This window comes from Comamonas sp. 17RB (assembly GCF_030056555.1).
Classification (GTDB): domain Bacteria; phylum Pseudomonadota; class Gammaproteobacteria; order Burkholderiales; family Burkholderiaceae_C; genus Comamonas; species Comamonas terrigena.
This window is the reverse complement of record NZ_JASHHY010000004.1, coordinates 26,167-47,209: the sequence shown is the minus strand read 5'-3', so window position 1 is coordinate 47,209 and position 21,043 is coordinate 26,167. Positions and strand designations below refer to the sequence as shown.

Genomic DNA, 21,043 nt, shown 5'->3' with positions numbered 1-21,043 from the left:
AGCAAAAGCCGGGCCTGGGGTAAACCCATGTCAAGAAACTGCCAGCAATGTCAGCAGCATGCGCAAGGTGATCTCGCGGTTTTTGTCGCCGTGCCGTGTTCGGGCGCCGCCAAGACCCTTACCATCTGCGCCTATGAGTTCCCAGTATGAAAACCTGCCCCAGCCGGGCGATTACGCCGCCTTCTTCAAAGTGAGTCCTGTGGAGGTGCCTGCGGAGCGCCTGGTCCGTGCCAACCGTCTCAGCGGCATGGTCCGTGCCGTGGCACAGCCCGTCCTGTCGGACGCTGCGGTGGCCGATGTGGTGTCCGTGGCCGGTGGTGCTGCCGAAGCAGCGCCCCTTCTGGAGTCGACCGTGGCGGCTGCCGCCGATGCGGTGCCTGCGGCCAAACCCAAGGCCCCTCCCGTGCAGCGCGAATGGGTGCCGGCACAGTTCGGTTTTGTGGCGCACTGGGTCAAATCCGCATCCGATGCCCGACTGCGTGCGCCCAAGCAATTGGTGGCGCGCAACGACACGGTATCCACCGTGCAGGCCTATCGCGATGCCTGGCTGGCCGGGCAGCGCTGCATCATTCCGATGCAGGCGTTCTTCGAGGACGATCTGCGCAGCGGAAAACCGGTGTCCACCCGCATCTCGCGCGTGGATGGCGAGCCCATGGGCGTGGCCGGAGTGTGGTCCCGCTGGCAGGATCCGGACAGCGGCGCGGAACTGATCAGCTACGCCATGCTGACTGTGAACGCCAACAGCCATGCACTGATGCACCGCTACCAGCACCCGGGCAGCGAAAAGCGCATGCCGGCGATTCTGAACGAAGGCTCGTACGATGCCTGGCTGACTGCCCGCCAGGACAAGGCGCGCGAGTTTTTGCGTGCCTATCCTTCCAACTGGTTGACGGCCAACCCGGTGGAGCGCAAGCAGGACAAAAAGCCCAAGGGCTGGCTGGGCTGAAGAGGCCATTCAACGCGGTAAGGGGCCCGCACATGCACCCTGTACCGCGGCCGTTCCCGCCAGATTGCGAAGTTCCTACGACGGTGCACCCAGGGCAATGCCCGCCGTTGGGTGGCCGGACATGAAAAAGCCCGGGGCATTCCTGCGGGCTTGTGCAGACGGTTGCGTGAGGGGAATCAGACCAGATCGATGGCGTGTACTTGGTCGCTCATGCCGTTGTCGCGGTCGGCAAACCAGCGCTGCAGCGTGTTGCTCACGGTGCGAAAAGCAATTTCGTCCCAGGGAATATCTTCTTCGCGGAAGAACCGTGCCTCAATGGTTTCCGGCCCTGGGTTGAGTGCTTCGCTCAGCACTTCGGCGGTGTAGAACAGGTGCACCTGGCCTACGCGCGGCACATTGATGACCGAAAACAGCCGCCCCATGCGGATCTGGGCGCCGGCTTCCTCATCCGTCTCGCGTGCTGCGCCCTGGCTGGTGGTTTCATCCAGTTCCATGAAACCCGCCGGCAGCGTCCATTTGCCCCAGCGTGGCTCGATATTGCGCTTGCACAGCAGCACGCGGCCATCGGCCAGCACGGGAATGGTACCTACCACGTTCAGCGGGTTCTCGTAGTGGATGGTGGCGCATTGCGGGCACACGGCGCGGGCACGCGTGTCGCCGTCGTCGGGCACGCGATAGGTCACGGCATGGCCGCATTCACGGCAGAACTTGATGGGGCTGCGCAAGGTCATGTCTGGAATATAGGGGAAGTGGGGCTGTGATGCTTGCTGCGTGAGTATTGGTAGCTATGGAAACAGGAGTTATCGGCTGCGTTGATGTGCCCAAATGGGCCGCGGGGCCCGGCAGATCGCAGGGATCGCCGGTGCACCATAAAGACGCCGCACGAAGCCGCAGACGCACGGGACGGTACGCTCAGCTTCGCAACGACGTCTCCAGGGTGGGCCGCGTTTACGCCACGCGCACGCGGATGGACTCCAGTCCGTCCACGCCGCCGGCCATCACATCGCCACGCACCACGGCACCCACGCCTTCGGGCGTGCCGGTCATGATCAGGTCGCCGGGTTGCAGCTCCCAGGCTTGCGACAGGATGGCCACGGTCTCGGCAATGTTCCAGATCAACTGGTCCACATTGCTTCGCTGGCGGTCGGCGTCGTTCACCTGCAGCCAGATGCCGGCAGTGGTGACGTCACCCGCTTGGGCGACTGGCGTGATGGGGCCGATGGGAGCACTGTAGTCGAAGCCCTTGCCGATGCACCAGGGACGGCCCTGCTTCTTCATCTCGCCTTGCAGGTCGCGGCGTGTCATGTCCAGGCCCACGGCGTAGCCGTAGATATGCTCCAGCGCCTGGGCCACGGGAATGTCCTTACCACCCTTGCCAATGGCCACCACCAGTTCGATCTCGTGGTGCAGGTTGTCGGTCAGCGTGGGGTAGGGCATGTCCACCGTTTGGCCTGCGGGCACGGGCAGCACGGCATCGGCCGGCTTCATGAAGAAGAACGGCGCCTCGCGGCCGGTGAAGCCCATTTCCTTGGCGTGTTCGGCGTAGTTGCGGCCCACGCAGTAGACGCGGTGCACGGGAAAAAGCGCTTCGCTGCCGGTGACGGGCAGGCTGGCAACAGGAGCAGGGGGGAGAACGTACTGTTGGGACATGGTTGTTGGTCAATCTAGCGTGTTGTCTCGGGGCACGGGCAAAGTGGCGCTGCGGCTTTTCTGCCCTGCTTGCAGTGTGCCACGGCGCCAGCACGGTGCAGCCCAAAAGGCGACACGGCCTGCGCTATGCTGCGGCCCATGCAGCTCTACAACTACTTCCGCTCCTCGGCCTCGTTCCGTGTGCGCATTGCTCTGGCACACAAGGGGCTGCCGTATGACTACCACGCCGTGCACCTGGTACACGGCGCGCAGCGGGCGCCGGATTACCTGGCGCACATGGGGGACAGCCTGGTGCCGGCTCTGGATATTGGCGGCGGTACCGCCTGGTTGAACCAGTCCATGGCCATCATTGAGTACCTGGACGAGACCCATCCCCAGCCCAGCCTGCTGCCAGGCGATGCGCTGGCCCGTGCACGCATCCGCGGTCTGGCGCAGATGGTGGCTTGCGATATCCACCCTTTGAACAATCTGCGGGTGCTGCGCTGGCTGGTGCACGAAGGCGGTTTGAGCGACGACACCAAGAACCTGTGGTACCACCACTGGGTGCGCCAGGGCCTGGAGGCTTTCGAGCGCGAGCTGGCATTGCTGGCGACCGAGCGCGCGCGCCTGGGTATGGCTCCGTCCACGCTGTGCTGGGGCGACAGCCTGACTTTGGCCGACTGCTGTCTGGTGCCGCAGATCTTCAATGCCCAGCGCTTTGGCGTGCCCCTGGACGGCCTGCCTGCCACCCTGGCCGCTTATGACGCCGCGCTGGCGCAGTCCGCCGTGCAAGCGGCGCAGCCCTCGGCCTGCCCGGATGCACAGGCCTGAACGGCGGTGTTGCACCGAGTATGGAGCTTGAATGTGGTGTGTGAACGAGAAGAACGACGATGCGTGAGAGTGCGATGATGCCTGTGTCCCACCCCTGGCTGGCGCCTGAATGGCCGCAGATCGCGGGTGTACAAACCCTGTTCACCACCCGTGCAGGCGGGGTGAGCCAAGCCCCGTTTGACAGCCTGAACCTGGGCGACCATGTGCGCGACGACTCTGCCGCTGTGGCCGCCAACCGCCACATCCTGACCGAAGCCATCCAGCGCAGCAGCCCTGGAGCGCGCCCGGTGTTCTTGCAGCAGGTGCATGGCTGCGATGTGGAGGCATTGCATGCTCACACCGCCGACGGAGTCGCAGCAGACGCCTGCGTGAGCGATCAGCCGGATGCGGTGTGCACCATCATGGTGGCCGATTGCCTGCCGGTGCTGCTGGCCCACCGCCATGTGCCGGTGGTGGCCGCAGCTCATGCAGGGTGGCGCGGACTGGTGGGGCAGGACGGTGTGGGCGTACTGGAGACGGTGTTTGCCCGTTTTGCAAGGCAGGTACAGGCACGCCAGGCGCATCCGGCGTCTGCAGCCCTGCCACATGCTGCTGAAGCGATGTCGGTTCAGACGGTGGCTGCCATCGCAGCCGATACCCAGGTCTGGCTGGGGCCGTGCATCGGCCCCACGGCGTTCGAGGTGGGCAGCGAAGTCCGCCAGGCGTTCGTCACCGCATCCGCGCAAGCGGCCAGTTGCTTCACACCCGGCGCGGTGTCGGGAAAATGGTGGGCCAACCTGCCAGGACTGGCCCGCCAGCGGCTGCAGGCGCTGGGTCTGACGGGCATCTACGGAAATGACGGCAGCACGCCCTGGTGCACGGTCACCGACAGCACCCGCTTTTTTTCCCACCGCCGTGATGCTGCGGTGCTAGGTAGCACGGGACGGATGGCAGCATGCATCTGGCTGGACGGGCAAACGTCTGCAGCGCGAAGCTGACGGCCGTCATGCCCAGTCGGCCGGGCTACCCCGGACACCGTGGCGGTGCTTTGGGGCGTGATCGCCGCGATTGATTGGCTGCCCTGCGCCGGTGGGTACGCACAGTTTTCAATTGCTTGCAACTTGGCTGGGTGGCCTGGACAGACTGTGGCGTGCGCGCTGCAAGTAGCATGCCGTTGGTCGGCGTCCGTCTTTCAGGGGTGCTGTTCTGTCGGGGCGGTAGCGTTCGCTGGCCGCGCTTCGGCAGGGAAGACGGGTGTGGAGTCAATGCCCGCCGTGGCCGGCGTCTCGATCGTTCCGGTCGGCGTGGACTTGGTGTTGGTTGCAGGTGGCTCCTGGGCAGCATCCCAGGCTTGCTGCTCGGCTTCGCGCCGGGCTTTCAAGCGGCGTTTTCGCTCGGGCGTGGCCATGATGTAGCCCACGATGGCCATGGGGAGCAGGCCATACAGCACAAACGTCACGATGCCACCCAGCACCGAACCCACGGGGTTGCTGGCTTCGGCAATGGCCATCATCAAGGTGACGTAAAACCAGGCAATCAGGATCAGATACATGGCGCCAAGCATAGGGCAGAGGGCGGTATGCACACCCGAAAATGCCGTGAATCTGGCTTGATGTCTGTCAACGTCCCTCCAAGCAAGGCACAGTGCGGCGCTGGGTTGCGTTGTCAGCGCCTGCCGCCTCGGCAACAATGGATGCAAGCCCGTTGGCGACACATGGCATGCGGGCTGACAGCGACAGCAACACCAAGGGGACAAGGCAGGCATGAATTCTGAACCTATCTGGGGCCAAAGCGCCCAGGCTTTCCAGCAGTTCTTTGGCGAGCATTGGGCCAAGACCCTGCAGTCATTCCAGCAGATCGATCCCAAGGCGCCCGGCGCCGTACCGTCGGTGCAGTTCGAGCCGGGCAAGCTGCAGGCGCTGCAGCAGGAATACGTGCGGGAAGCCACGGCCTTGTGGGCCGCCGGTATGAAGGCACCCGTGCCCAAGGACAAGCGCTTCAGCGCCGCACCCTGGGAGCACAACCCGCTGGCGGCGTTCTCGGCTGCCAGCTATGCGCTCAACGCCAAGGTGCTGACCGGCATGGCCGATTCGGTGCAGGCGGACGAAAAGACCCGCCAGCGCATCCGCTTTGCCGTGGAGCAGTGGGTGGCGGCCATGGCGCCCAGCAACTTTCTGGCGCTGAACCCCGATGCCCAGCAAAAAGCCATCGAAACGCGTGGAGAGAGCATCGCCAAGGGCGTGCAGAATCTGCTGCACGACATCCAGCAGGGCCATGTGTCCATGACGGACGAAAGCGTGTTCGAGGTGGGCAAGAACGTGGCCACCACCGAAGGCGCGGTGGTGTATGAGAACGAGTACTTTCAGCTGATCGAGTACAAGCCGCTGACGGCCAAGGTGCACGAGCGCCCCTTCCTGATGGTGCCTCCCTGCATCAACAAGTACTACATCCTGGATTTGCAGCCCGACAATTCATTGATCCGCTATGCCGTCAGCGAGGGGCACCGCACCTTCGTGGTGAGCTGGCGCAACCCCGATGCGGCCATGGGCGACCGCACCTGGGACAACTACATCGAAGAAGCCATCCTGCGCGCCATTGCCGTGGTGCAGGAGATCGCCGATGCACCCAAGATCAACGCGCTGGGTTTCTGTGTGGGAGGCACCATGCTGGCCACCGGCCTGGCAGTGCTGGCCGCGCGCGGAGAGCACCCGGTGGCCAGCGCCACCTTCCTGACCACGCTGATCGACTTCCAGGACACCGGCATCCTGGATCTGTTTATCGACGAGAACTTCGTCAAATACCGCGAGATGCAGATGGGGCAGGGCGGGCTGATGGCCGGTCAGGACCTGGCGTCCACCTTCAGTTTCCTGCGTCCCAATGACCTGGTCTGGAATTACGTGGTGGGCAACTACCTGAAGGGTGAAACCCCTCCCGCGTTCGATCTGCTGTACTGGAACAGCGACTGCACCAATCTGCCGGGTCCGTGGTACGCCTGGTATCTGCGCAACTTCTATCTGGAGAACAACATGGTGCAGCCCAACAGGCTGACCGTGTGCGGCGAGCAGATCGACCTGCGCAAGCTCAAGCTGCCGGTGTATGTCTACGGGTCACGCGAAGACCATATTGTGCCCATCACCGCGTCCTATGCGTCCACCCAGGTCCTGCCCGGCCCCAAGCGCTTTGTGATGGGAGCCTCCGGTCACATTGCGGGGGTGATCAACCCGCCTGCCAAGAAAAAGCGCAGCCACTGGATCCGGGAGGACGGTGCACTGCCGCCCACCCAGGCCCAGTGGCTGGAAGGGGCGCAAGAGCAGCCCGGCAGTTGGTGGGAAGACTGGGCCGGCTGGCTCAAAGGCCACGCTGGCAAGCAAATTGCTGCGCCCAAGCGCTACGGTCAAGGCACCAAATACAAGGAACGCATGCCAGCACCCGGCAGCTACGTGCTGCAAAAAGCCTGAGGTTTCGCTGCCGCAGCCCTGGAGGACAGGGCAGAATGCTGCGGTGCAATATCTGAAGCAGCCGCTGCACGGCCCCTGGGCTGTCATTGGCTGCGGAGCTCAACCACCCCGATACGGAAAAACACAAGAGGAAGACCATGGAAGACATCGTTATCGTTTCTGCTGTCCGCACCCCCGTTGCCAAGTTTGGTGGCGCCCTGGCCAAGGTGCCTGCCACCGAGTTGGGCGCCATCGTCATCAAGGAGGCTCTGGCCCGCGCCCAGGTGGGCGCTGACCAGGTGGGCGAAGTGATCATGGGTCAGGTGCTGACCGCAGGCGTGGGCCAGAATCCCGCTCGCCAGGCCATGATGAAGGCCGGTGTTGCCAAGGAAACCCCGGCGCTGACCATCAACGCTGTGTGTGGCTCCGGTCTCAAGGCCGTGATGCTGGCCGCCCAGGCCGTGGCCACGGGTGACAGCGAGATCGTGGTGGCCGGTGGCCAGGAAAGCATGAGCCTGTCACCCCACGTGCTCAATGGTTCGCGCGACGGCCAGCGCATGGGTGACTGGAAGATGAGCGACACCATGATCGTGGATGGCCTGTGGGACGTGTACAACCAGTACCACATGGGCATCACGGCCGAGAACGTGGCCAAGGAAAACAGCATCAGCCGCGAGCAGCAGGACGCGCTGGCGCTGGCCAGCCAGCAAAAGGCGGCCGCAGCACAGGACGCCGGCAAGTTCAAGGACGAAATCGTTCCCGTGGTGATCCCGCAGCGCAAGGGTGACCCCGTGGTGTTTGCGGCCGATGAGTACATCAACCGCAAGACCAATGCCGAAGCCCTGGGCGGCCTCAAGCCTGCTTTCGACAAGGCCGGTACGGTGACCGCGGGCAATGCCTCGGGCCTGAACGACGGCGCTGCCGCCGTGGTGGTGATGAGTGCCAGCAAGGCCAAGGCTCTGGGCTTGAAGCCATTGGCCACCATCAAGTCCTACGCCACCAGCGGCCTGGATCCCGCCGCCATGGGCATGGGCCCGGTGTTTGCCACCCGCAAGGCGCTGGACCGCGCTGGTTGGTCTGTGGGGGACGTGGATGTCTTCGAGCTGAACGAAGCCTTTGCAGCCCAGGCCTGCGCCGTCAACCAGGTGCTGGGCATTGATGCCGCCAAGGTCAACGTCAACGGTGGCGCCATCGCCATCGGGCACCCCATCGGCGCCTCCGGCTGCCGCGTGCTGGTGACCTTGCTGCACGAAATGCAGCGCAGCGGCGCCAAGAAGGGCGTGGCCGCGCTGTGCATCGGTGGCGGCATGGGCGTGGCCATGGCGCTGGAGCGTTAAAGGCTGGCCTGCACACGCGATGCGCAGTCGCTGCGGCCTGGCAGCAGCCAGGCTGCGGTGTCGCACCACCGGGTATGTCCCGGTGGGCAGAAGGAGAGGCTTGGGCCTACTGTCTGCTCTGGTGTTGATAGCGCGAAATCCAATCTAATTGCCGCGATTGGTACTTACCTCAAGGTTTCCCTGCGCCAAAGCAGGTAGAGTGTTAGTGGAAAACTATCGATTAACAGGAGAATATGTATGAGCCAGAAAGTAGCGTATGTGACCGGGGGTATGGGTGGCATTGGTACGGCCATCTGCCAGCGCCTGCATCGGGAAGGTTTCAAGGTCATTGCCGGCTGCGGCCCGACACGCGACTTTCAGAAGTGGTTGGATGAGCAAAAGGCACTGGGCTACACCTTCCACGCGTCGGTCGGCAATGTGGGCAACTGGGAGTCGACGGTCGAAGCTTTCGGCCAAGCCAAGGCCGAACATGGCAGCATCGACGTGCTGGTGAACAACGCCGGCATCACCCGCGACCGCATGTTCCTGAAGATGACCCCTGATGACTGGCAGGCGGTGATCGAAACCAATCTGAACTCCATGTTCAACGTGACCAAGCAGGTCGTGGGCGACATGGTGGAAAAGGGCTGGGGCCGCATCATCAACATCAGCTCGGTCAACGGTGCAAAGGGCCAGGCCGGCCAGACCAATTATTCGGCTGCCAAGGCGGGCATGCATGGCTTTACCATGGCCCTGGCGCAGGAACTGGCGACCAAGGGCGTGACGGTGAACACCGTGAGCCCGGGCTATATCGGTACCGATATGGTCAAGGCCATCCGTCCCGACGTGCTGGAAAAGATCGTGGGCACCATCCCCGTCAAGCGTCTGGGTGAACCCGGCGAAATTGCCTCCATCATCGCCTGGCTGGCATCGGACGAAGGCGGTTATTCCACCGGTGCCGACTTCTCGGTCAACGGCGGTCTGCACATGCACTGAGCAGCTGGCGGCCTTTCAGGGTCGCTTGTATGCATGCGAGGAGCTGGACATGTCCGGCTCCTTTTTTATTTCTGTGTGGAGCCCTAGCTTGCAACTGGACATCCTGCACGGTGTGCAGCAGATGACCTGGCCAGCAGGACACTCATGAAAAAAGCCCACTTGCGTGGGCTTTTTTACGGGTGGAACAACGTTGAAGACGGCGCAACACTCAAAGAACAGATCCAGGGCATCCGATGGGCGAATGGGCTCCCAAGATCGGGCCAGCGTCATGGCCGCTCAGCCTGCAATCGGATTACAGGCGTGCGGGTGCGCGCTTGCGGTCACGTTCGTCTTCAGGCCATGCGGACAGGATGTCGGTCAGGTTCATACGGTTTTCACTCCTTGTGCTTCTTTAACGCGTGGCCCGCAGCACGGGTTGACGGTCAGGATGCAAGCAGGTGCATGCAAAAGTGAACGAGTGTGTAAACGCCCCAGGTTGGAGGATGCCGTGCACCACGATGGTGCCAGTGGCGTTGCCGTGTGACGTGGTGATGGTGGTGGCGCTGAAGTTTTGTGGTCAGCGGTGTGTACTACGCTTGGTAGCGACAATAAAAAACCCGCCAGAGGCGGGTTTCAGAGCGGGTAATGTGTCGTATCTCAACGCACAAACTGTGCAGCGGCAGCGGCAGCGGCAGCGGCAGCGGCAGCGGCAGCGGCAGCGGCAGCGGTCGGCAAGTGCCGGCACGGCATTTGCTTACAGACGCGCAGGTGCGCGCTTGCGATCACGTTCGTCGTCAGGCCAGGCAGACAGAATGGCGGGGGTTTGCATACGAATTCACTCCTTGTACTGCTTTAACGTTCGTCATCCAGGCCGGGTTGACACACTGTGCGCAAAAGAGCGCCGGAAATGGCGTGGGAAAGGTGGGGAGATCTGGCTTGCAGGGCCGGCATCGCCTGCATCTTGCTCTGGCAGGCCTGTAGGTGCAGGCGGTGGTGTTGCCGCCAGCGCTGCACACTGGCAGACTCCATGAAGCACAAAGCCCGCCGAAAGCAGGTTCAGGCGGGCTGGGTTGTGTAGCAAGGTGCGCGTAGAAAGTGGTGTGCCGGGCAGGGAACGCGCTCCCTGGTGGCAGCCAGCATGCACGTGCTGGCGCGGTGCCTGTGGCAGGCTGTCAGAAGCGGGCGGGTGCGCGCTTGCGATCGCGTTCGTCGTCAGGCCAGGCGGACAGGATGGCGGTGGTATGCATCTGGGTATTACTCCTTGTGCACCTCACAACGCGGCCCCGATCACCCCGGTTGACACATTCTGGAAATATTTCGTTGCCGATATAAAAATTTTTAAACTGTATATGAATACAGTTAACAGCAAAGCATTGGAACAGGCCGCCGCCTACAATCCACGGCTGTAGCTGGATAGGCATTTCCATGCGCTGCTGTCAGCGTATTGCTTGCTGCGGCTATCCGTCCCCTGTGTTCTGCCAGGCGGGTGCCGCCTTGCATGGCGCGCTGCGCTGGCGGTTGGAAGTTTCCATGTCTTTGCATACTTGGCTGTTGTTCGTTTCCCTGGCAGGCGCCGTGATTGCGGCGCCCGGCCCGTCGGCGTTGCTGTGCGTGACGCATGCGGCACGCCATGGGGTGCGCCCTGCACTGGCCACCATCGTGGGCGGGATGACGGCGTCGATGACGCTGATGGGCCTGTCCGCGTTGGGTCTGGGTGCGGTGATTGCCGCATCGGACACGCTGTTTCACATCATCAAATGGGCAGGGGCCGCCTATCTGCTGTATCTGGGCATCGCCACCTGGCGCAGCCAGAGCAGCGGCGCAGCGGATGATCCCGCGGTGCAGACGGCTAACGCCAGTCCTGCCGTTCAAGACCACCCGCAGGCCGGCCGGTCCATGTGGCGCACCTGGCGACCTCTGTACCGCAAAGGCCTGATCGTGGGCATTGGCAACCCCAAGGACCTGCTGTTCTTCAGTGCGCTGTTTCCGCAGTTCATGGACGCCAGTCTTCCCATTGCCGGGCAATTGGGCGTGCTGGCGTTGACTTGGCTGGTGCTGGACGGCGCCATCATGCTGGGCTATGTGCTGTGTGGTGCCACGTTGCTGGCGCGCCTGCAGCAGGGTAGCGCGGGCCGCTGGTTCCAGCGTGTGACCGGCGGCGCGTTCATCGCAGCCGGTGGGGTGCTGGCTGCGTCCCACCGCTGAGAGCTCTTGGAGAGCTGGCACTGAGCGAACTGGCAGCGCCTGTCAGGGGATTGCCACCGGGCGATGGCAACAGGTCTGCAGGCCGGAACTGGATATCTGACCCGTCCCGGCTGCAGGCCTTATGGCTCAGGCCAGACCCGCGGCCTGGGTCAGCCCTTCGATTTCTTCGGTCAACTCCAACCAGCGCTCTTCCAGCGCGTCCAGCTCGCTGTTGATGCTGCTGAGCTGCTTGCCTGCTTCCACAATGTCGGCGCCGGACCGCCCGGGCATGGCCAACTCGGCTTCCAGGGCGTCGCGCTGGGCCGTCAGCTGGGGCATTTTCTTGTCGATCTGCTCCAGCTCTTTCTTGAAAGGCTTGGTCTTTTCCGACAGCTGCTGGCGTGCGGCGGCAGCCAGCTTGCGCTGCTCCCGCTGGTCGCCTTGCGGGGCAGGCGCCGCAGAGGGGGCCGCGGCGATTTCCACAGGTGCTGCCACCGGAGCCACCACGGCAGCGGCTGGAGCCGGTGCCGCAGCTGCCTGCTGCGCCTGGGCTTCGGCATGCTTGGCTTCTTCGCGCAGGCGCTTGGATTCTTCCAGCAGGTAGCGCTGGTAATCGTCCAGATCGCCGTCGAAGGGGCCGACCACGCCGCGGCCCACCATCCAGAAGTCTTCGCAGACGGCACGCAGCAGGTGACGGTCGTGGGACACCAGCATCACCGTGCCGTCGAAGTCGTTCAACGCCATGGCCAGGGCTTCGCGGGTTGCCAGATCCAGGTGGTTGGTAGGTTCGTCCAGCAGCAGCAGGTTGGGGCGCTGCCAGACGATCATGGCCAGCACCAGACGGGCTTTTTCACCACCGCTCATGGTCCCCACGGTCTGCTTGACCATATCGCCGCTGAAGTTGAATGTGCCCAGGAAGTTGCGCAGGTCCTGCTCGCGGCTGGGTTGCTTGGCATCCGGGCCCAGATCGCGTGCCAGGCGGATCATGTGCTCCAGCGGGTTATCGCTGGGACGCAGCACGTCCAGCTCCTGCTGGGCAAAGTAACCGATGTTCAGGCCCTTGCCTTCCGTCACCGAGCCGGCCAGCGGCTTCATGGTGCGGGCAATGGTCTTGACCAGGGTGGACTTACCCTGACCATTGGCTCCCAGAATACCGATGCGCTGACCTGCCAGCACCGAGCGGTTCACGCCGGTCAGGATGGTGGTGGTCTGGCCTTCGTCGTCGGCGTAGCCAAAGGCCGCATCGCTGATGGCCAGCATGGGGTTGGGCAGGTTGGCGGGCTCCTTGAATTCGAAGGTGAATTCGGCCTCGGCCAGCACCGGGGCAATCTTTTCCATGCGTTCGAGCTGCTTGACCCGGCTTTGTGCCTGCTTGGCCTTGCTGGCCTTGGCCTTGAAGCGGTCGATGAAGTGCTGCAGGTGGGCCATCTTTTCCTGCTGCTTGGCAAAGCTGGCAGCCTGCAGTTCCAGCTGCTGCGCGCGCAGTTCTTCGAACTTGCTGTAGTTGCCGCCGTAGCGCGTGAGCTGGCCCTGCTGGATCTGCAGCGTGACGTTGGTGATGGCGTCCAGGAACTCGCGGTCGTGGCTGATCACGATCATGGTGCCCGGGTAGCGCTTGAGCCAGGCTTCCAGCCAGACCAGCGCATCCAGGTCCAAGTGGTTGGTGGGTTCGTCCAGCAGCAGCAGATCCGACGGGCACATCAGGGCGCGCGCCAGCTGCAGGCGCATGCGCCAGCCGCCAGAAAAGCTGTCCACAGGCTGGTCCAGCTCGCTGGTCCTGAAGCCCAGACCCAGGATCAAGGCCTGGGCCCGTGCCTCTGCGTCGTGGGCGCCGGCATCATGCAGGTCGGAATAGGCCTGGGCAATGGCCATGCCGTCGTCGCTGGCCTCGGCTTCTGCCAGCTGGCGCTGCACTTCGGTCAGGCGGGTGTCGCCCTCCAGCACAAAGGCGGTAGCGCTCTGGTCTGTTTCTGGCATGTGCTGGGCGACTTCGGCCATGCGCCAGCTCGACGGAATGTGGAAGTCACCGCTGTCCTCGTGCAGCTTGCCGCTGAGCAACGCAAACAGGGACGATTTGCCGGCGCCATTGCGGCCGACCAGGCCCACGCTTTCGCCTGGGTTGATGGTGGCCGAGATGTTGTCCAGCACCACTTTGGTGCCGCGGCGCAGGGTGACGTTGCGAAGGGTAATCATCAGCGAGTACGAAAAAACGCACCCGCCGGCGAGCTGCGCTCACGGCGGGTGGAGGGGTTGTGCGATGGGGCGCAGGCCTGGCAGTGGCTGCGCCGGGCTTTCCGGCAGGCCCGCCGATCGGGGATCCAGCGGGGCTGCGCGGTAAGGCGATAGCCTCTATTGTGCCAAGAGCTTGGCCTGGGCGAGCAACGCGGCGCGGGTAACCAGCAGAACCTGGTCCTCGCCAGCGCTGGTGTCCAGCCAGAACACCGGCAGCAGTGGGAAAGCCGCTTCAAAAAATGCGCGTTCGTTGCCGATTTCCAGCACCAGCACCGCGTCTTCCGTCATGGCGGCGGGTGCCGCAGCAAACAGGTCCCGGATGAAATCCATGCCGTCGGTGCCTCCGGCCAGGGCCAGTTCGGGCTCGGCACGGTACTCGGCGGGCAGCTTGGACATGCTGTCCGCATTCACATAGGGCGGGTTGCACAGGATCAGATCCCAGGGGCCGGGGACTCGGGACAGGCCGTCGGTTTCCACCAGCGTCACGCGCTCCTGCAGTCCGTGCTTGTCAACATTGATGCGGGCCACGGCCAGCGCATCGGTGGACAGGTCGGCGCCAGTCACTTCGACTTCGGGGTAAGCCATGGCCGCCAGACAGGCCAGTGAGCCGTTGCCGGTGCACAGGTCCAGGACCTTGCGTGTCTTGTCAGAGAGGAAGTGGTCGATGCTGCCGTCGGCCAGCAGCTCGGCAATGAAGCTGCGCGGAACGATGGAGCGCTCGTCGATGTAGAAGGGCACACCCACCAGCCAGGCTTCTTGCGTCAGGTACGCGGCGGGCTTGCGGCTGGTGATGCGCTTGTCAAACAGCGCAGCAACCTGTGCGCTCTGCTCTGCTGTAACAGCTTGGTTGTCGATGGAGTCCTGCTCGTCTTCCAAAGGGCTGTCGATGGGCAGGCCCAGCTGCCACAGCACCAGCCACGCCGCTTCGTCGCGTGCATTGGCTGTGCCGTGGCCAAAGCCTACGCCGGCCTGGGTCAGACAGCTGGTGCCGCTGGCAATCAATTCACCCACGGTGGTGCCGTGGGGCAGGGTATAGGAAGTCGTCATGTCAGAAGGTAAGGTGCGCGCAGCTTATTCGGAGGCTGGCGCGAAGGCTTGTTCGGCGGTGTGGGCTGCCAGTGCCTGGGCATGCAGGTTTTCCAGCGTGCGGCGGTAGATGTTGGTCAGCGGCTGCACATCGGCGATGGCAATGTGCTCATCAATCTTGTGGATGCTGGCATTGGGCGGGCCCAGCTCGATCACCTGGGGGCAGATCTGGGCGATAAAACGCCCATCGCTGGTGCCGCCGGTGGTGGAGAGTTCGGTGGTCATGCCGGTTTCGGCGTGGATGGCGGCCTGCACGGCGCCGACCAGATCGCCCGGGGTGGTCAGAAAGGGCTCGCCGCCCAGGGTCCAGCCCAGGTCGTATTCCAGTCCATGGCGGTCGAGCACTGTCTTGACGCGCTGCTTGAGGGATTCGGCCGTGCTTTCGGTGCAGAAGCGGAAATTGAAATCAACCACTACTTCACCCGGGATCACATTGCTGGCACCGGTGCCGCCGTGGATGTTGCTGATCTGCCAGCTGGTGGGCGGGAAGAAGGCATTGCCCTGGTCCCAGGTGGTCGCAGCCAGTTCGGTCAGCGCCGGCAGCGCCTGGTGGATGGGGTTGCGTGCCAGCTGCGGGTAGGCAATGTGGCCCTGGATGCCGTGCACGGCCAGACGTCCGCTGAGGGTGCCACGGCGTCCGTTCTTGATCATGTCACCGGTCTGGTGGACGGCAGTGGGTTCGCCCACGATGCAATAGTCCAGCTTTTCGCCGCGCTGCTTGAAAATCTCGACCACGGCCTTGGTGCCATCGATGGAGGGGCCTTCCTCGTCGCTGGTGAGCAGGAAAGCGATGTCCAGCAGAGGCTCTGGGGTGGCCGCCAGAAACTCTTCCACGGCCACCACGAAGGCAGCAATGGAGGTCTTCATGTCGCTGGCGCCGCGTCCGTAGAGCTTGCCGTCGCGGTAGCTGGGGATGAAGGGCTGGCTGCTCCACTGGGATTCCGGTCCTGTAGGCACCACATCGGTGTGGCCGGCAAACACCAGGGTCTTGACCGCCGCTTGACCGCCTGTCGCGGGCTTGCCAGACCGTTTGGCCCACAGATTGTGGACGCGGAACGTGTCCGGGCCGCTGTCCAGACGTTCGCAGGCAAAGCCCAGTGGCGCCAGGCGTTCGGCCAGCAGTTCCAGGCAACCGAGGTCTTGGGGGGTGACAGAGGGTCGGCTGATCAGGGCTTCAGCCAGCTGCAGGGTGGGGGACATGTCGAAAACGCTTCCTCGAAGCCCAGGCCCCGGGCACACGCGCTCAGGGTCTGGGCATATGGGTATCCAGCACGATGTCGCTGACCGGGGCCGCAGGGGCGGCGTCGGCGGCAGGGGGCCGGAAGCTCGGTACGGCCTGCTGCGCAAAGGCCGCGGCAGCCGTTGGGGGGTCATTTTGCAGGCGCCACATCAAGTTGGTGTGCGAGTCTGCATTGGACAGACCTTCCTTACGGTCTATTTTGCCGCTCAAAACGAGCTGTGCGAGGCTATCTTCAAAGGTTTGCGAGCCTTCGGCCATGGATTGATCCATCGCATCCTTGATGCCGGTGAAGTCACCTTTCTCGATCATGGTGCGCACCAGGGGGGTGTTCACCATGATTTCGGCGGCCGGAATGCGATGCCCATCGGGCTGGCGCACCAGGCGCTGCGTGACCACGGCGCGCAGCGCCGAGCCCAGATCGCCCAGCAGGGATGCGCGCTCCTCCACGGGGTAGAAACCCAGAATACGTTGGAGCGCGTGGTAGCTGCTGTTGCCATGCAGCGTGGCTAGGCACAGGTGGCCGGACTGTGCGTAGGCAATGGCAGCGGACATGGTTTCGCGGTCGCGGATTTCCCCGATCAGGATCACATCCGGGGCCTGGCGCAGCGCATTCTTCAGTGCAATCTGCTGGCTTTGGGTGTCGGTGCCCACCTCGCGCTGGTTGACGATGGATTTCTTGTTGCGCAGCTGGTATTCGATGGGGTCTTCAATGGTCAGGATGTGGCCGGAGCACAGTTCATTGCGCCGGTCGATCATGGCCGCCAGCGTGGTGCTCTTGCCCGATCCGGAAGCACCGGCAATGAGGATCAGGCCATGCTTTTCCATGACCAGATCGCCCAGGACGTGCGGCATGTGCAGGCTGTCGAGCGAAGGCACCTGCTGGGCCAGAAACCGCACCACCACCGCCACCGAGCCGCGCTGGTGCATGGCGCTGATGCGAAAGCGGCCCACGCCCTGCAGCGGCACGGCCAGGTTCAGCTCGCCGGTGTTGGCCAGCACATCCATGTCCTGGGGGGTAACGATTTCCGCCAGCAGTGTGCGGGGCGCCTCGGGGGTGAGGATCTGGCTGTTGACGGGCATGCATTCGCCGTCAATCTTGATCAGGGCCGGGGAATTGGCGGACAGGTAAACGTCCGACGCCTGTTTGTCGGCCATCACGCGAAGAATGCGCTCCATCATGCTCATGGGGTGAACCTCGGAATCCGGTGGTCTGCACCGTGCATCGCCATCGTGGCGGGCACGTTCCCTTGCATGTGAAGCCCCGGTGCGGGCGCAGCGTCAGCGCACGACCGGGAGAGTCAGGCATGCCCTCCTATGGTGCCTGAACACCATGGAAGGCAGCAGCGCGGCGATCAGTCGCGCAGCAGATCGTTCAGACTGGTCGTGGAACGGGTCTTGGCGTCCACGGTCTTGACGATGATGGCGGCGTACATGGAATAGTCCTTGCCGTCCTTGGTCTTCTTGGGCAGGTTGCCCGACACCACCACGGAGCCCGCAGGCACGCGGCCGAAGGTGGTTTCGCCGGTTTCGCGGTTGAAGATGGGGGTGGACTGGCCGATGTACACGCCCATGGAGATCACGGAGTTCTCTTCCACGATCACGCCTTCCACCACTTCGGAGCGGGCACCGATGAAGCAGTTGTCTTCAATGATGGTGGGGTTGGCTTGCAGGGGTTCCAACACACCGCCCAGGCCCACGCCACCCGACAGGTGGACGTTCTTGCCCACTTGGGCGCAGGAGCCGACGGTGGCCCAGGTGTCGACCATGGTGCCTTCGTCTACATAGGCGCCGATGTTCACGTAGGAAGGCATCAGGATCGCGCCCTTGGCGATGAAGGAGCCGCGGCGGGCGACGGCAGGGGGCACCACACGCACGCCGGTGGCGGCGATTTCAGCTTCCGACAGACCTTGGTACTTGGTGGGAACCTTGTCGAAGAAGTTCAGCGCGCCCGACTGGATCAGTGCGTTGTCCTTCAGGCGGAACGACAGCAGCACGGCCTTCTTGAGCCACTGGTGCACGGTCCACTGGCCCACGCCTTCACGGGTGGCCACGCGCATGCGGCCTGCATCCAGTTCGGCGATCACATGTTCGACGGCGTCCACCACTTCCTTGGGGGCAGAGGCGGCCGAGATGGAGGCACGGTTTTCCCAGGCGGAATCAATGATTTGTTGGAGTTGTTGCGTCATAGCTTGTGCTTAGTTGGAATGGGAGTGGATGAATTGGACGATGCGGCGTGCAGCGTCCACGCATTCGGCGGTTTCGGCCACCAGGGCCATGCGTACGCGGCCGGCGCCGGGATTGTGTCCCTGGGCGTCACGGGCCAGGTAGCTGCCGGGCAGCACGGTCACATGCTGCTCGGCAAACAGGGCGCGGGCGAATTCGGTGTCGCTCATGTCCAGCTGGGCAGGCACGCCGGCCCACAGGTAGAAGCTGGCATCGGGCAGACGCACGTCCATCACGTCGGCCAGCAGCGGGGTCACGGCCGCGAACTTCTCGCGGTACATGCGGCGATTGTCTTCGACATGGGCCTCGTCACCCCAGGCGGCAATGCTCGCCATTTGCACGGTGGGGCTCATGGCACCGCCGTGGTAGGTGCGATACAGCAGGAAGGACTTGAGCAGTTGCGCATCACCGGCCACAAAGCCGCTGCGCAGGCCCGGCACATTGCTGCGCTTGGAGAGGCTGGTGAAAGCCACCAGGTTGCGGAAATCGCTGCGCCCCAGCTGCTTGGCCGCTTCCAGGCCGCCCAGCGGTGCGTCATCGCGGAAATAGATCTCGCTGTAGCACTCGTCCGAAGCGATCACAAAACCATAGCGGTCGGACAGCTCGAACAGTTTTTTCCATTCGTCCAGCGGCATCACCGCGCCGGTGGGGTTGCCGGGGGAGCAGACAAAGATCAGCTGCGTTTGGGCCCAGACCCCGTCCGGCACCGCATCCCAGTTGACCGCGAAGTTGCGGCCGGCTTCGCTGGCAGCGTAGTAGGGCGTGGCCCCGGCCAGCAGGGTGGCACCTTCGTAGATTTGGTAGAAAGGGTTGGGGCAGATCGCGGTGGCGCCGGCACGCGTAGGGTCGATCACGGTCTGCGCAAACGAGAACAGTGCCTCGCGCGAACCGTTGACCGGCAGCACTTGGGTGGCTGCATCCAGCTGCACGCCATAGCGGCGGCCCATCCAGTCCGCACAAGCCTGGCGCAGGCGGATATCGCCCGCCGTGGCCGGATAGTTGGCCAGGCCGCCCAGATTGGCCGTCATGGCTTCCTGGATGAAAGCCGGTGTGGGGTGGCGGGGCTCGCCCATGCCCAGGCTGATGTGGGGGAGGGTGGCGGGCGGGGTCACCGCCGCGAACAGTTGGCGCAGCCGCTCGAACGGGTAGGGCTGCAGTGTGGAGAGCAGGGGGTTCATGATCGAAGCATTATCGGGTGCCCTCCGGCGGGGCGCGGAGACTTTTCCCGACACTAACGACGTTTTTTATCGCCATTACGACAGTGCTATTGCGGAAAACCCCTGCGCCCAGGGGTTTGCGCCGCTGTGCACAGTCGCGTACAAACAGGCGCACACGATACAAGAAACATAAAGAAACATCCAAGGGGGGACACCATGGCTCGGCTTTTCTTTGCACCCGCTTTGTGGCTGCTGCGACGCATGGGGTTGCGGGCCAAGTTTTTTGCGCTGGGGCTGTGCGGGCTGCTGGCGCTGGGCGTGGTGCTGTGGAGTGGCAGCGTGATAGCCGGGCCGACCGTGCAGTCGTTGCTGGCGGCCGGAGTAATGCTGGTATTTCTGTACGGCGTGGGGGCGCTGTATGTGGACCTGTCCCAGGGCTTGCGCCGGCTGCTGCAGGTGACGGCACAGGCCACCGAAGGTGACTTGACCAGCCGTGCCCAGTGTGACGGCCGCGATGAACTGGCCGCCCTGGGTAGCCAACTGGACAAGATGGTGGTGTCGCTGTCGGCCATGGTGGCCGATGTGCGCAGCAACGCCGCGCTGGTGGCCCAGGCCGGTCACCACCTGACGCAGGACCAGCATGCGCTGTCGGTGCGTACCGAACAGCAGGCAGCCAGTGTGGCCCAGACCGTGGTCAGCGTGGAGCAGGTCACGGCTGCGGTGCAGAACAATTCCGATGTGGCCAAGACGGCCGACCAGCACACGCTGGAGGTGCGCAAAGCCGTGGAGCAAGGTGCACAGGCCATGGAGCGTGCGGTGCACTCGGTGGAAGCCATCGAGCAAAGTGCCGGCCGCATGAATGAAATCATTGGTGTGATTGACGGCATCGCCTTTCAGACCAATATCTTGGCACTGAATGCGGCCGTGGAAGCCGCCCGCGCCGGAGAGCAAGGGCGTGGTTTTGCCGTGGTGGCAGCGGAGGTGCGCACCCTGGCGCAGCGCTCGTCCGAAGCGGCCAAGGAAATCAGCCGGCTGATCGGCAATTCCGTCAGCCAGGTGGGTGCCAGCACCACCATGATTCGCCAGGCCGGCAAGGAAATGGGACACATTGCCGAAGGGGTGCGCAGTGTGGCCGGTCATGTGACGGCCATCACCGAAGCCGGCGCCCACCAGGGTACGGGGCTGGCGCAGATCAGCCAGGCCGTGCATGAGATTGACCAGGTCACCCAGGACAATGCCCAGATGGTCGGTCACGCCGTGCGCCAAGCGCAGTCGCTGGAAGACCGCGCCATGACGCTGACGCGTGCTGTTGCACGCTTTCGCCTGCAGCAGGGCACGGCCGAGGAAGCCGTCACGCTGGTGGAGCGCGCCCAGGCCTTGCGTCGCATGGGCATGCCGCTGGAGCGATATTGGGCATCGTTGACCGACCCCAAGCAACCGTTCCATGACCGGGACATGTATGTGTTTGTGCTGGATGCCCACGGGAAGTACATGGCCTTCGGCGGCAACCCCGAGCGTGTAGGTACCCGTGTGCAGGATGCCAAGGGGGTGGATGGTCAGCAGCTGCTGAACGACATCATCCACCAGGCCGAGCAAGCGCCGGGCTGGGTGGAATACGCTTATGCCCACCCGGTGAGCGGCGCGATCCTGACCAAGATGTCCTTTGTCTGCAAACAGGATGGCGTGTACCTGGGCTGCGGCATCTACAAGGCGTTTACGGGAGCGTGAAATGGCCGCGCTGGCCCTACCCCAGACCCTTGGCGTTGCGGATGAGGCCAGCAGGCTGAAATGTGCAGACCGGGCTGAAG

At 63.7% G+C, this 21,043-nt stretch carries 17 protein-coding genes; 8 read left to right on the top strand and 9 right to left on the bottom strand.

Annotated features, from left to right (window positions below; all coding sequences use genetic code 11):
* The first annotated feature begins 133 nt into the window (after positions 1 to 133).
* Positions 134 to 946, top strand: a complete 813-nt coding sequence (locus QM470_RS08505; RefSeq protein WP_283338919.1) for an SOS response-associated peptidase — start codon at positions 134 to 136, stop codon at positions 944 to 946.
* Positions 947 to 1,122: 176 nt separating this feature from the next.
* Here the strand turns inward: QM470_RS08505 and QM470_RS08500 are convergent, their stop codons facing one another.
* Positions 1,123 to 1,677, bottom strand: a complete 555-nt coding sequence (locus QM470_RS08500) for an NUDIX hydrolase (protein WP_283338918.1) — start codon at positions 1,675 to 1,677, stop codon at positions 1,123 to 1,125.
* A 217-nt stretch (positions 1,678 to 1,894) separates the two neighbouring features.
* Positions 1,895 to 2,596, bottom strand: a complete 702-nt coding sequence (locus QM470_RS08495) for a fumarylacetoacetate hydrolase family protein (protein ID WP_280000892.1) — start codon at positions 2,594 to 2,596, stop codon at positions 1,895 to 1,897.
* Positions 2,597 to 2,734: 138 nt separating this feature from the next.
* On the opposite strand from QM470_RS08495, the gene maiA reads away from it, so the two are divergent.
* Both maiA and QM470_RS08485 read left to right on the top strand, forming a co-directional pair.
* Positions 2,735 to 3,406, top strand: coding sequence for a maleylacetoacetate isomerase (gene maiA, locus QM470_RS08490; RefSeq protein WP_283338917.1), 672 nt, complete (start codon positions 2,735 to 2,737; stop codon positions 3,404 to 3,406).
* A gap of 77 nt (positions 3,407 to 3,483) precedes the next feature.
* Positions 3,484 to 4,383 (top strand): purine nucleoside phosphorylase YfiH/LACC1 family protein, encoded by a 900-nt coding sequence (locus tag QM470_RS08485; protein WP_283338916.1) that lies wholly within the window; start codon positions 3,484 to 3,486, stop codon positions 4,381 to 4,383.
* A gap of 194 nt (positions 4,384 to 4,577) precedes the next feature.
* On the opposite strand, the gene QM470_RS08480 is transcribed toward QM470_RS08485, so the two are convergent.
* A complete protein-coding gene (locus QM470_RS08480) occupies positions 4,578 to 4,937 on the bottom strand; it encodes a hypothetical protein (RefSeq protein WP_283338915.1) in 360 nt (119 codons plus the stop codon).
* A 211-nt stretch (positions 4,938 to 5,148) separates the two neighbouring features.
* On the opposite strand from QM470_RS08480, the gene QM470_RS08475 reads away from it, so the two are divergent.
* The 4 genes from QM470_RS08475 to QM470_RS08460 all read left to right on the top strand — a co-directional run bounded on the left by QM470_RS08475 (position 5,149) and on the right by QM470_RS08460 (position 11,318).
* The gene (locus QM470_RS08475; protein WP_283338914.1) at positions 5,149 to 6,843 is read left to right on the top strand and encodes a PHA/PHB synthase family protein; all 1,695 of its coding nucleotides are present in this window, start codon (positions 5,149 to 5,151) and stop codon (positions 6,841 to 6,843) included.
* Positions 6,844 to 6,980: 137 nt separating this feature from the next.
* On the top strand, positions 6,981 to 8,159 hold the full coding sequence (locus QM470_RS08470; RefSeq protein ID WP_283338913.1) for an acetyl-CoA C-acetyltransferase: 1,179 nt from the start codon (positions 6,981 to 6,983) through the stop codon (positions 8,157 to 8,159).
* 237 nt (positions 8,160 to 8,396) lie between these two features.
* Positions 8,397 to 9,134 carry an acetoacetyl-CoA reductase gene (phbB, locus tag QM470_RS08465; protein WP_283338912.1) on the top strand — a complete coding sequence of 246 codons (738 nt, stop codon included), beginning with the start codon at positions 8,397 to 8,399 and terminating at the stop codon, positions 9,132 to 9,134.
* A 1,509-nt stretch (positions 9,135 to 10,643) separates the two neighbouring features.
* Positions 10,644 to 11,318, top strand: a complete 675-nt coding sequence (locus QM470_RS08460) for a LysE family translocator (RefSeq protein ID WP_283338911.1) — start codon at positions 10,644 to 10,646, stop codon at positions 11,316 to 11,318.
* A 126-nt stretch (positions 11,319 to 11,444) separates the two neighbouring features.
* Here the strand turns inward: QM470_RS08460 and QM470_RS08455 are convergent, their stop codons facing one another.
* The 6 genes from QM470_RS08455 to dapC form a co-directional block, all read right to left on the bottom strand.
* Positions 11,445 to 13,490, bottom strand: coding sequence for an ABC-F family ATP-binding cassette domain-containing protein (locus tag QM470_RS08455; protein ID WP_283338910.1), 2,046 nt, complete (start codon positions 13,488 to 13,490; stop codon positions 11,445 to 11,447).
* Between the two features lie 156 nt (positions 13,491 to 13,646).
* Positions 13,647 to 14,576, bottom strand: coding sequence for a 50S ribosomal protein L3 N(5)-glutamine methyltransferase (gene prmB / locus QM470_RS08450; protein WP_283338909.1), 930 nt, complete (start codon positions 14,574 to 14,576; stop codon positions 13,647 to 13,649).
* 24 nt (positions 14,577 to 14,600) lie between these two features.
* Positions 14,601 to 15,815: a succinyl-diaminopimelate desuccinylase gene (dapE, locus tag QM470_RS08445; protein ID WP_283338908.1), complete on the bottom strand. Its 1,215-nt coding sequence runs from the start codon at positions 15,813 to 15,815 to the stop codon at positions 14,601 to 14,603.
* Between the two features lie 43 nt (positions 15,816 to 15,858).
* Positions 15,859 to 17,040: a PilT/PilU family type 4a pilus ATPase gene (locus QM470_RS08440; RefSeq protein WP_283338907.1), complete on the bottom strand. Its 1,182-nt coding sequence runs from the start codon at positions 17,038 to 17,040 to the stop codon at positions 15,859 to 15,861.
* Positions 17,041 to 17,207: 167 nt separating this feature from the next.
* A complete protein-coding gene (dapD, locus tag QM470_RS08435; RefSeq protein ID WP_066534269.1) occupies positions 17,208 to 18,041 on the bottom strand; it encodes a 2,3,4,5-tetrahydropyridine-2,6-dicarboxylate N-succinyltransferase in 834 nt (277 codons plus the stop codon).
* Positions 18,042 to 18,050: 9 nt separating this feature from the next.
* The gene (dapC, locus tag QM470_RS08430; RefSeq protein ID WP_283338906.1) at positions 18,051 to 19,256 is read right to left on the bottom strand and encodes a succinyldiaminopimelate transaminase; all 1,206 of its coding nucleotides are present in this window, start codon (positions 19,254 to 19,256) and stop codon (positions 18,051 to 18,053) included.
* Between the two features lie 195 nt (positions 19,257 to 19,451).
* Between dapC and QM470_RS08425 the strand changes: the two genes are divergently transcribed.
* A complete protein-coding gene (locus QM470_RS08425) occupies positions 19,452 to 20,963 on the top strand; it encodes a methyl-accepting chemotaxis protein (protein ID WP_283338905.1) in 1,512 nt (503 codons plus the stop codon).
* Positions 20,964 to 21,043: the final 80 nt, after the last annotated feature.

Bases quoted from the DNA above. Each gene is read 5' to 3' on its own strand.
- QM470_RS08480 (WP_283338915.1), bottom strand. From the start codon at position 4,937: ATGTATCTGATCCTGATTGCCTGGTTTTACGTCACCTTGATGATGGCC.
- maiA (WP_283338917.1), top strand. From the start codon at position 2,735: ATGCAGCTCTACAACTACTTCCGCTCCTCGGCCTCGTTCCGTGTGCGC.
- QM470_RS08460 (WP_283338911.1), top strand. From the start codon at position 10,644: ATGTCTTTGCATACTTGGCTGTTGTTCGTTTCCCTGGCAGGCGCCGTG.
- QM470_RS08475 (WP_283338914.1), top strand. From the start codon at position 5,149: ATGAATTCTGAACCTATCTGGGGCCAAAGCGCCCAGGCTTTCCAGCAG.
- prmB (WP_283338909.1), bottom strand. From the start codon at position 14,576: ATGACGACTTCCTATACCCTGCCCCACGGCACCACCGTGGGTGAATTG.
- QM470_RS08500 (WP_283338918.1), bottom strand. From the start codon at position 1,677: ATGACCTTGCGCAGCCCCATCAAGTTCTGCCGTGAATGCGGCCATGCC.
- phbB (WP_283338912.1), top strand. From the start codon at position 8,397: ATGAGCCAGAAAGTAGCGTATGTGACCGGGGGTATGGGTGGCATTGGT.
- dapC (WP_283338906.1), bottom strand. From the start codon at position 19,256: ATGAACCCCCTGCTCTCCACACTGCAGCCCTACCCGTTCGAGCGGCTG.
- QM470_RS08425 (WP_283338905.1), top strand. From the start codon at position 19,452: ATGGCTCGGCTTTTCTTTGCACCCGCTTTGTGGCTGCTGCGACGCATG.
- dapE (WP_283338908.1), bottom strand. From the start codon at position 15,815: ATGTCCCCCACCCTGCAGCTGGCTGAAGCCCTGATCAGCCGACCCTCT.
- QM470_RS08440 (WP_283338907.1), bottom strand. From the start codon at position 17,040: ATGAGCATGATGGAGCGCATTCTTCGCGTGATGGCCGACAAACAGGCG.
- QM470_RS08495 (WP_280000892.1), bottom strand. From the start codon at position 2,596: ATGTCCCAACAGTACGTTCTCCCCCCTGCTCCTGTTGCCAGCCTGCCC.
- QM470_RS08485 (WP_283338916.1), top strand. From the start codon at position 3,484: ATGCCTGTGTCCCACCCCTGGCTGGCGCCTGAATGGCCGCAGATCGCG.
- dapD (WP_066534269.1), bottom strand. From the start codon at position 18,041: ATGACGCAACAACTCCAACAAATCATTGATTCCGCCTGGGAAAACCGT.
- QM470_RS08505 (WP_283338919.1), top strand. From the start codon at position 134: ATGAGTTCCCAGTATGAAAACCTGCCCCAGCCGGGCGATTACGCCGCC.
- QM470_RS08455 (WP_283338910.1), bottom strand. From the start codon at position 13,490: ATGATTACCCTTCGCAACGTCACCCTGCGCCGCGGCACCAAAGTGGTG.
- QM470_RS08470 (WP_283338913.1), top strand. From the start codon at position 6,981: ATGGAAGACATCGTTATCGTTTCTGCTGTCCGCACCCCCGTTGCCAAG.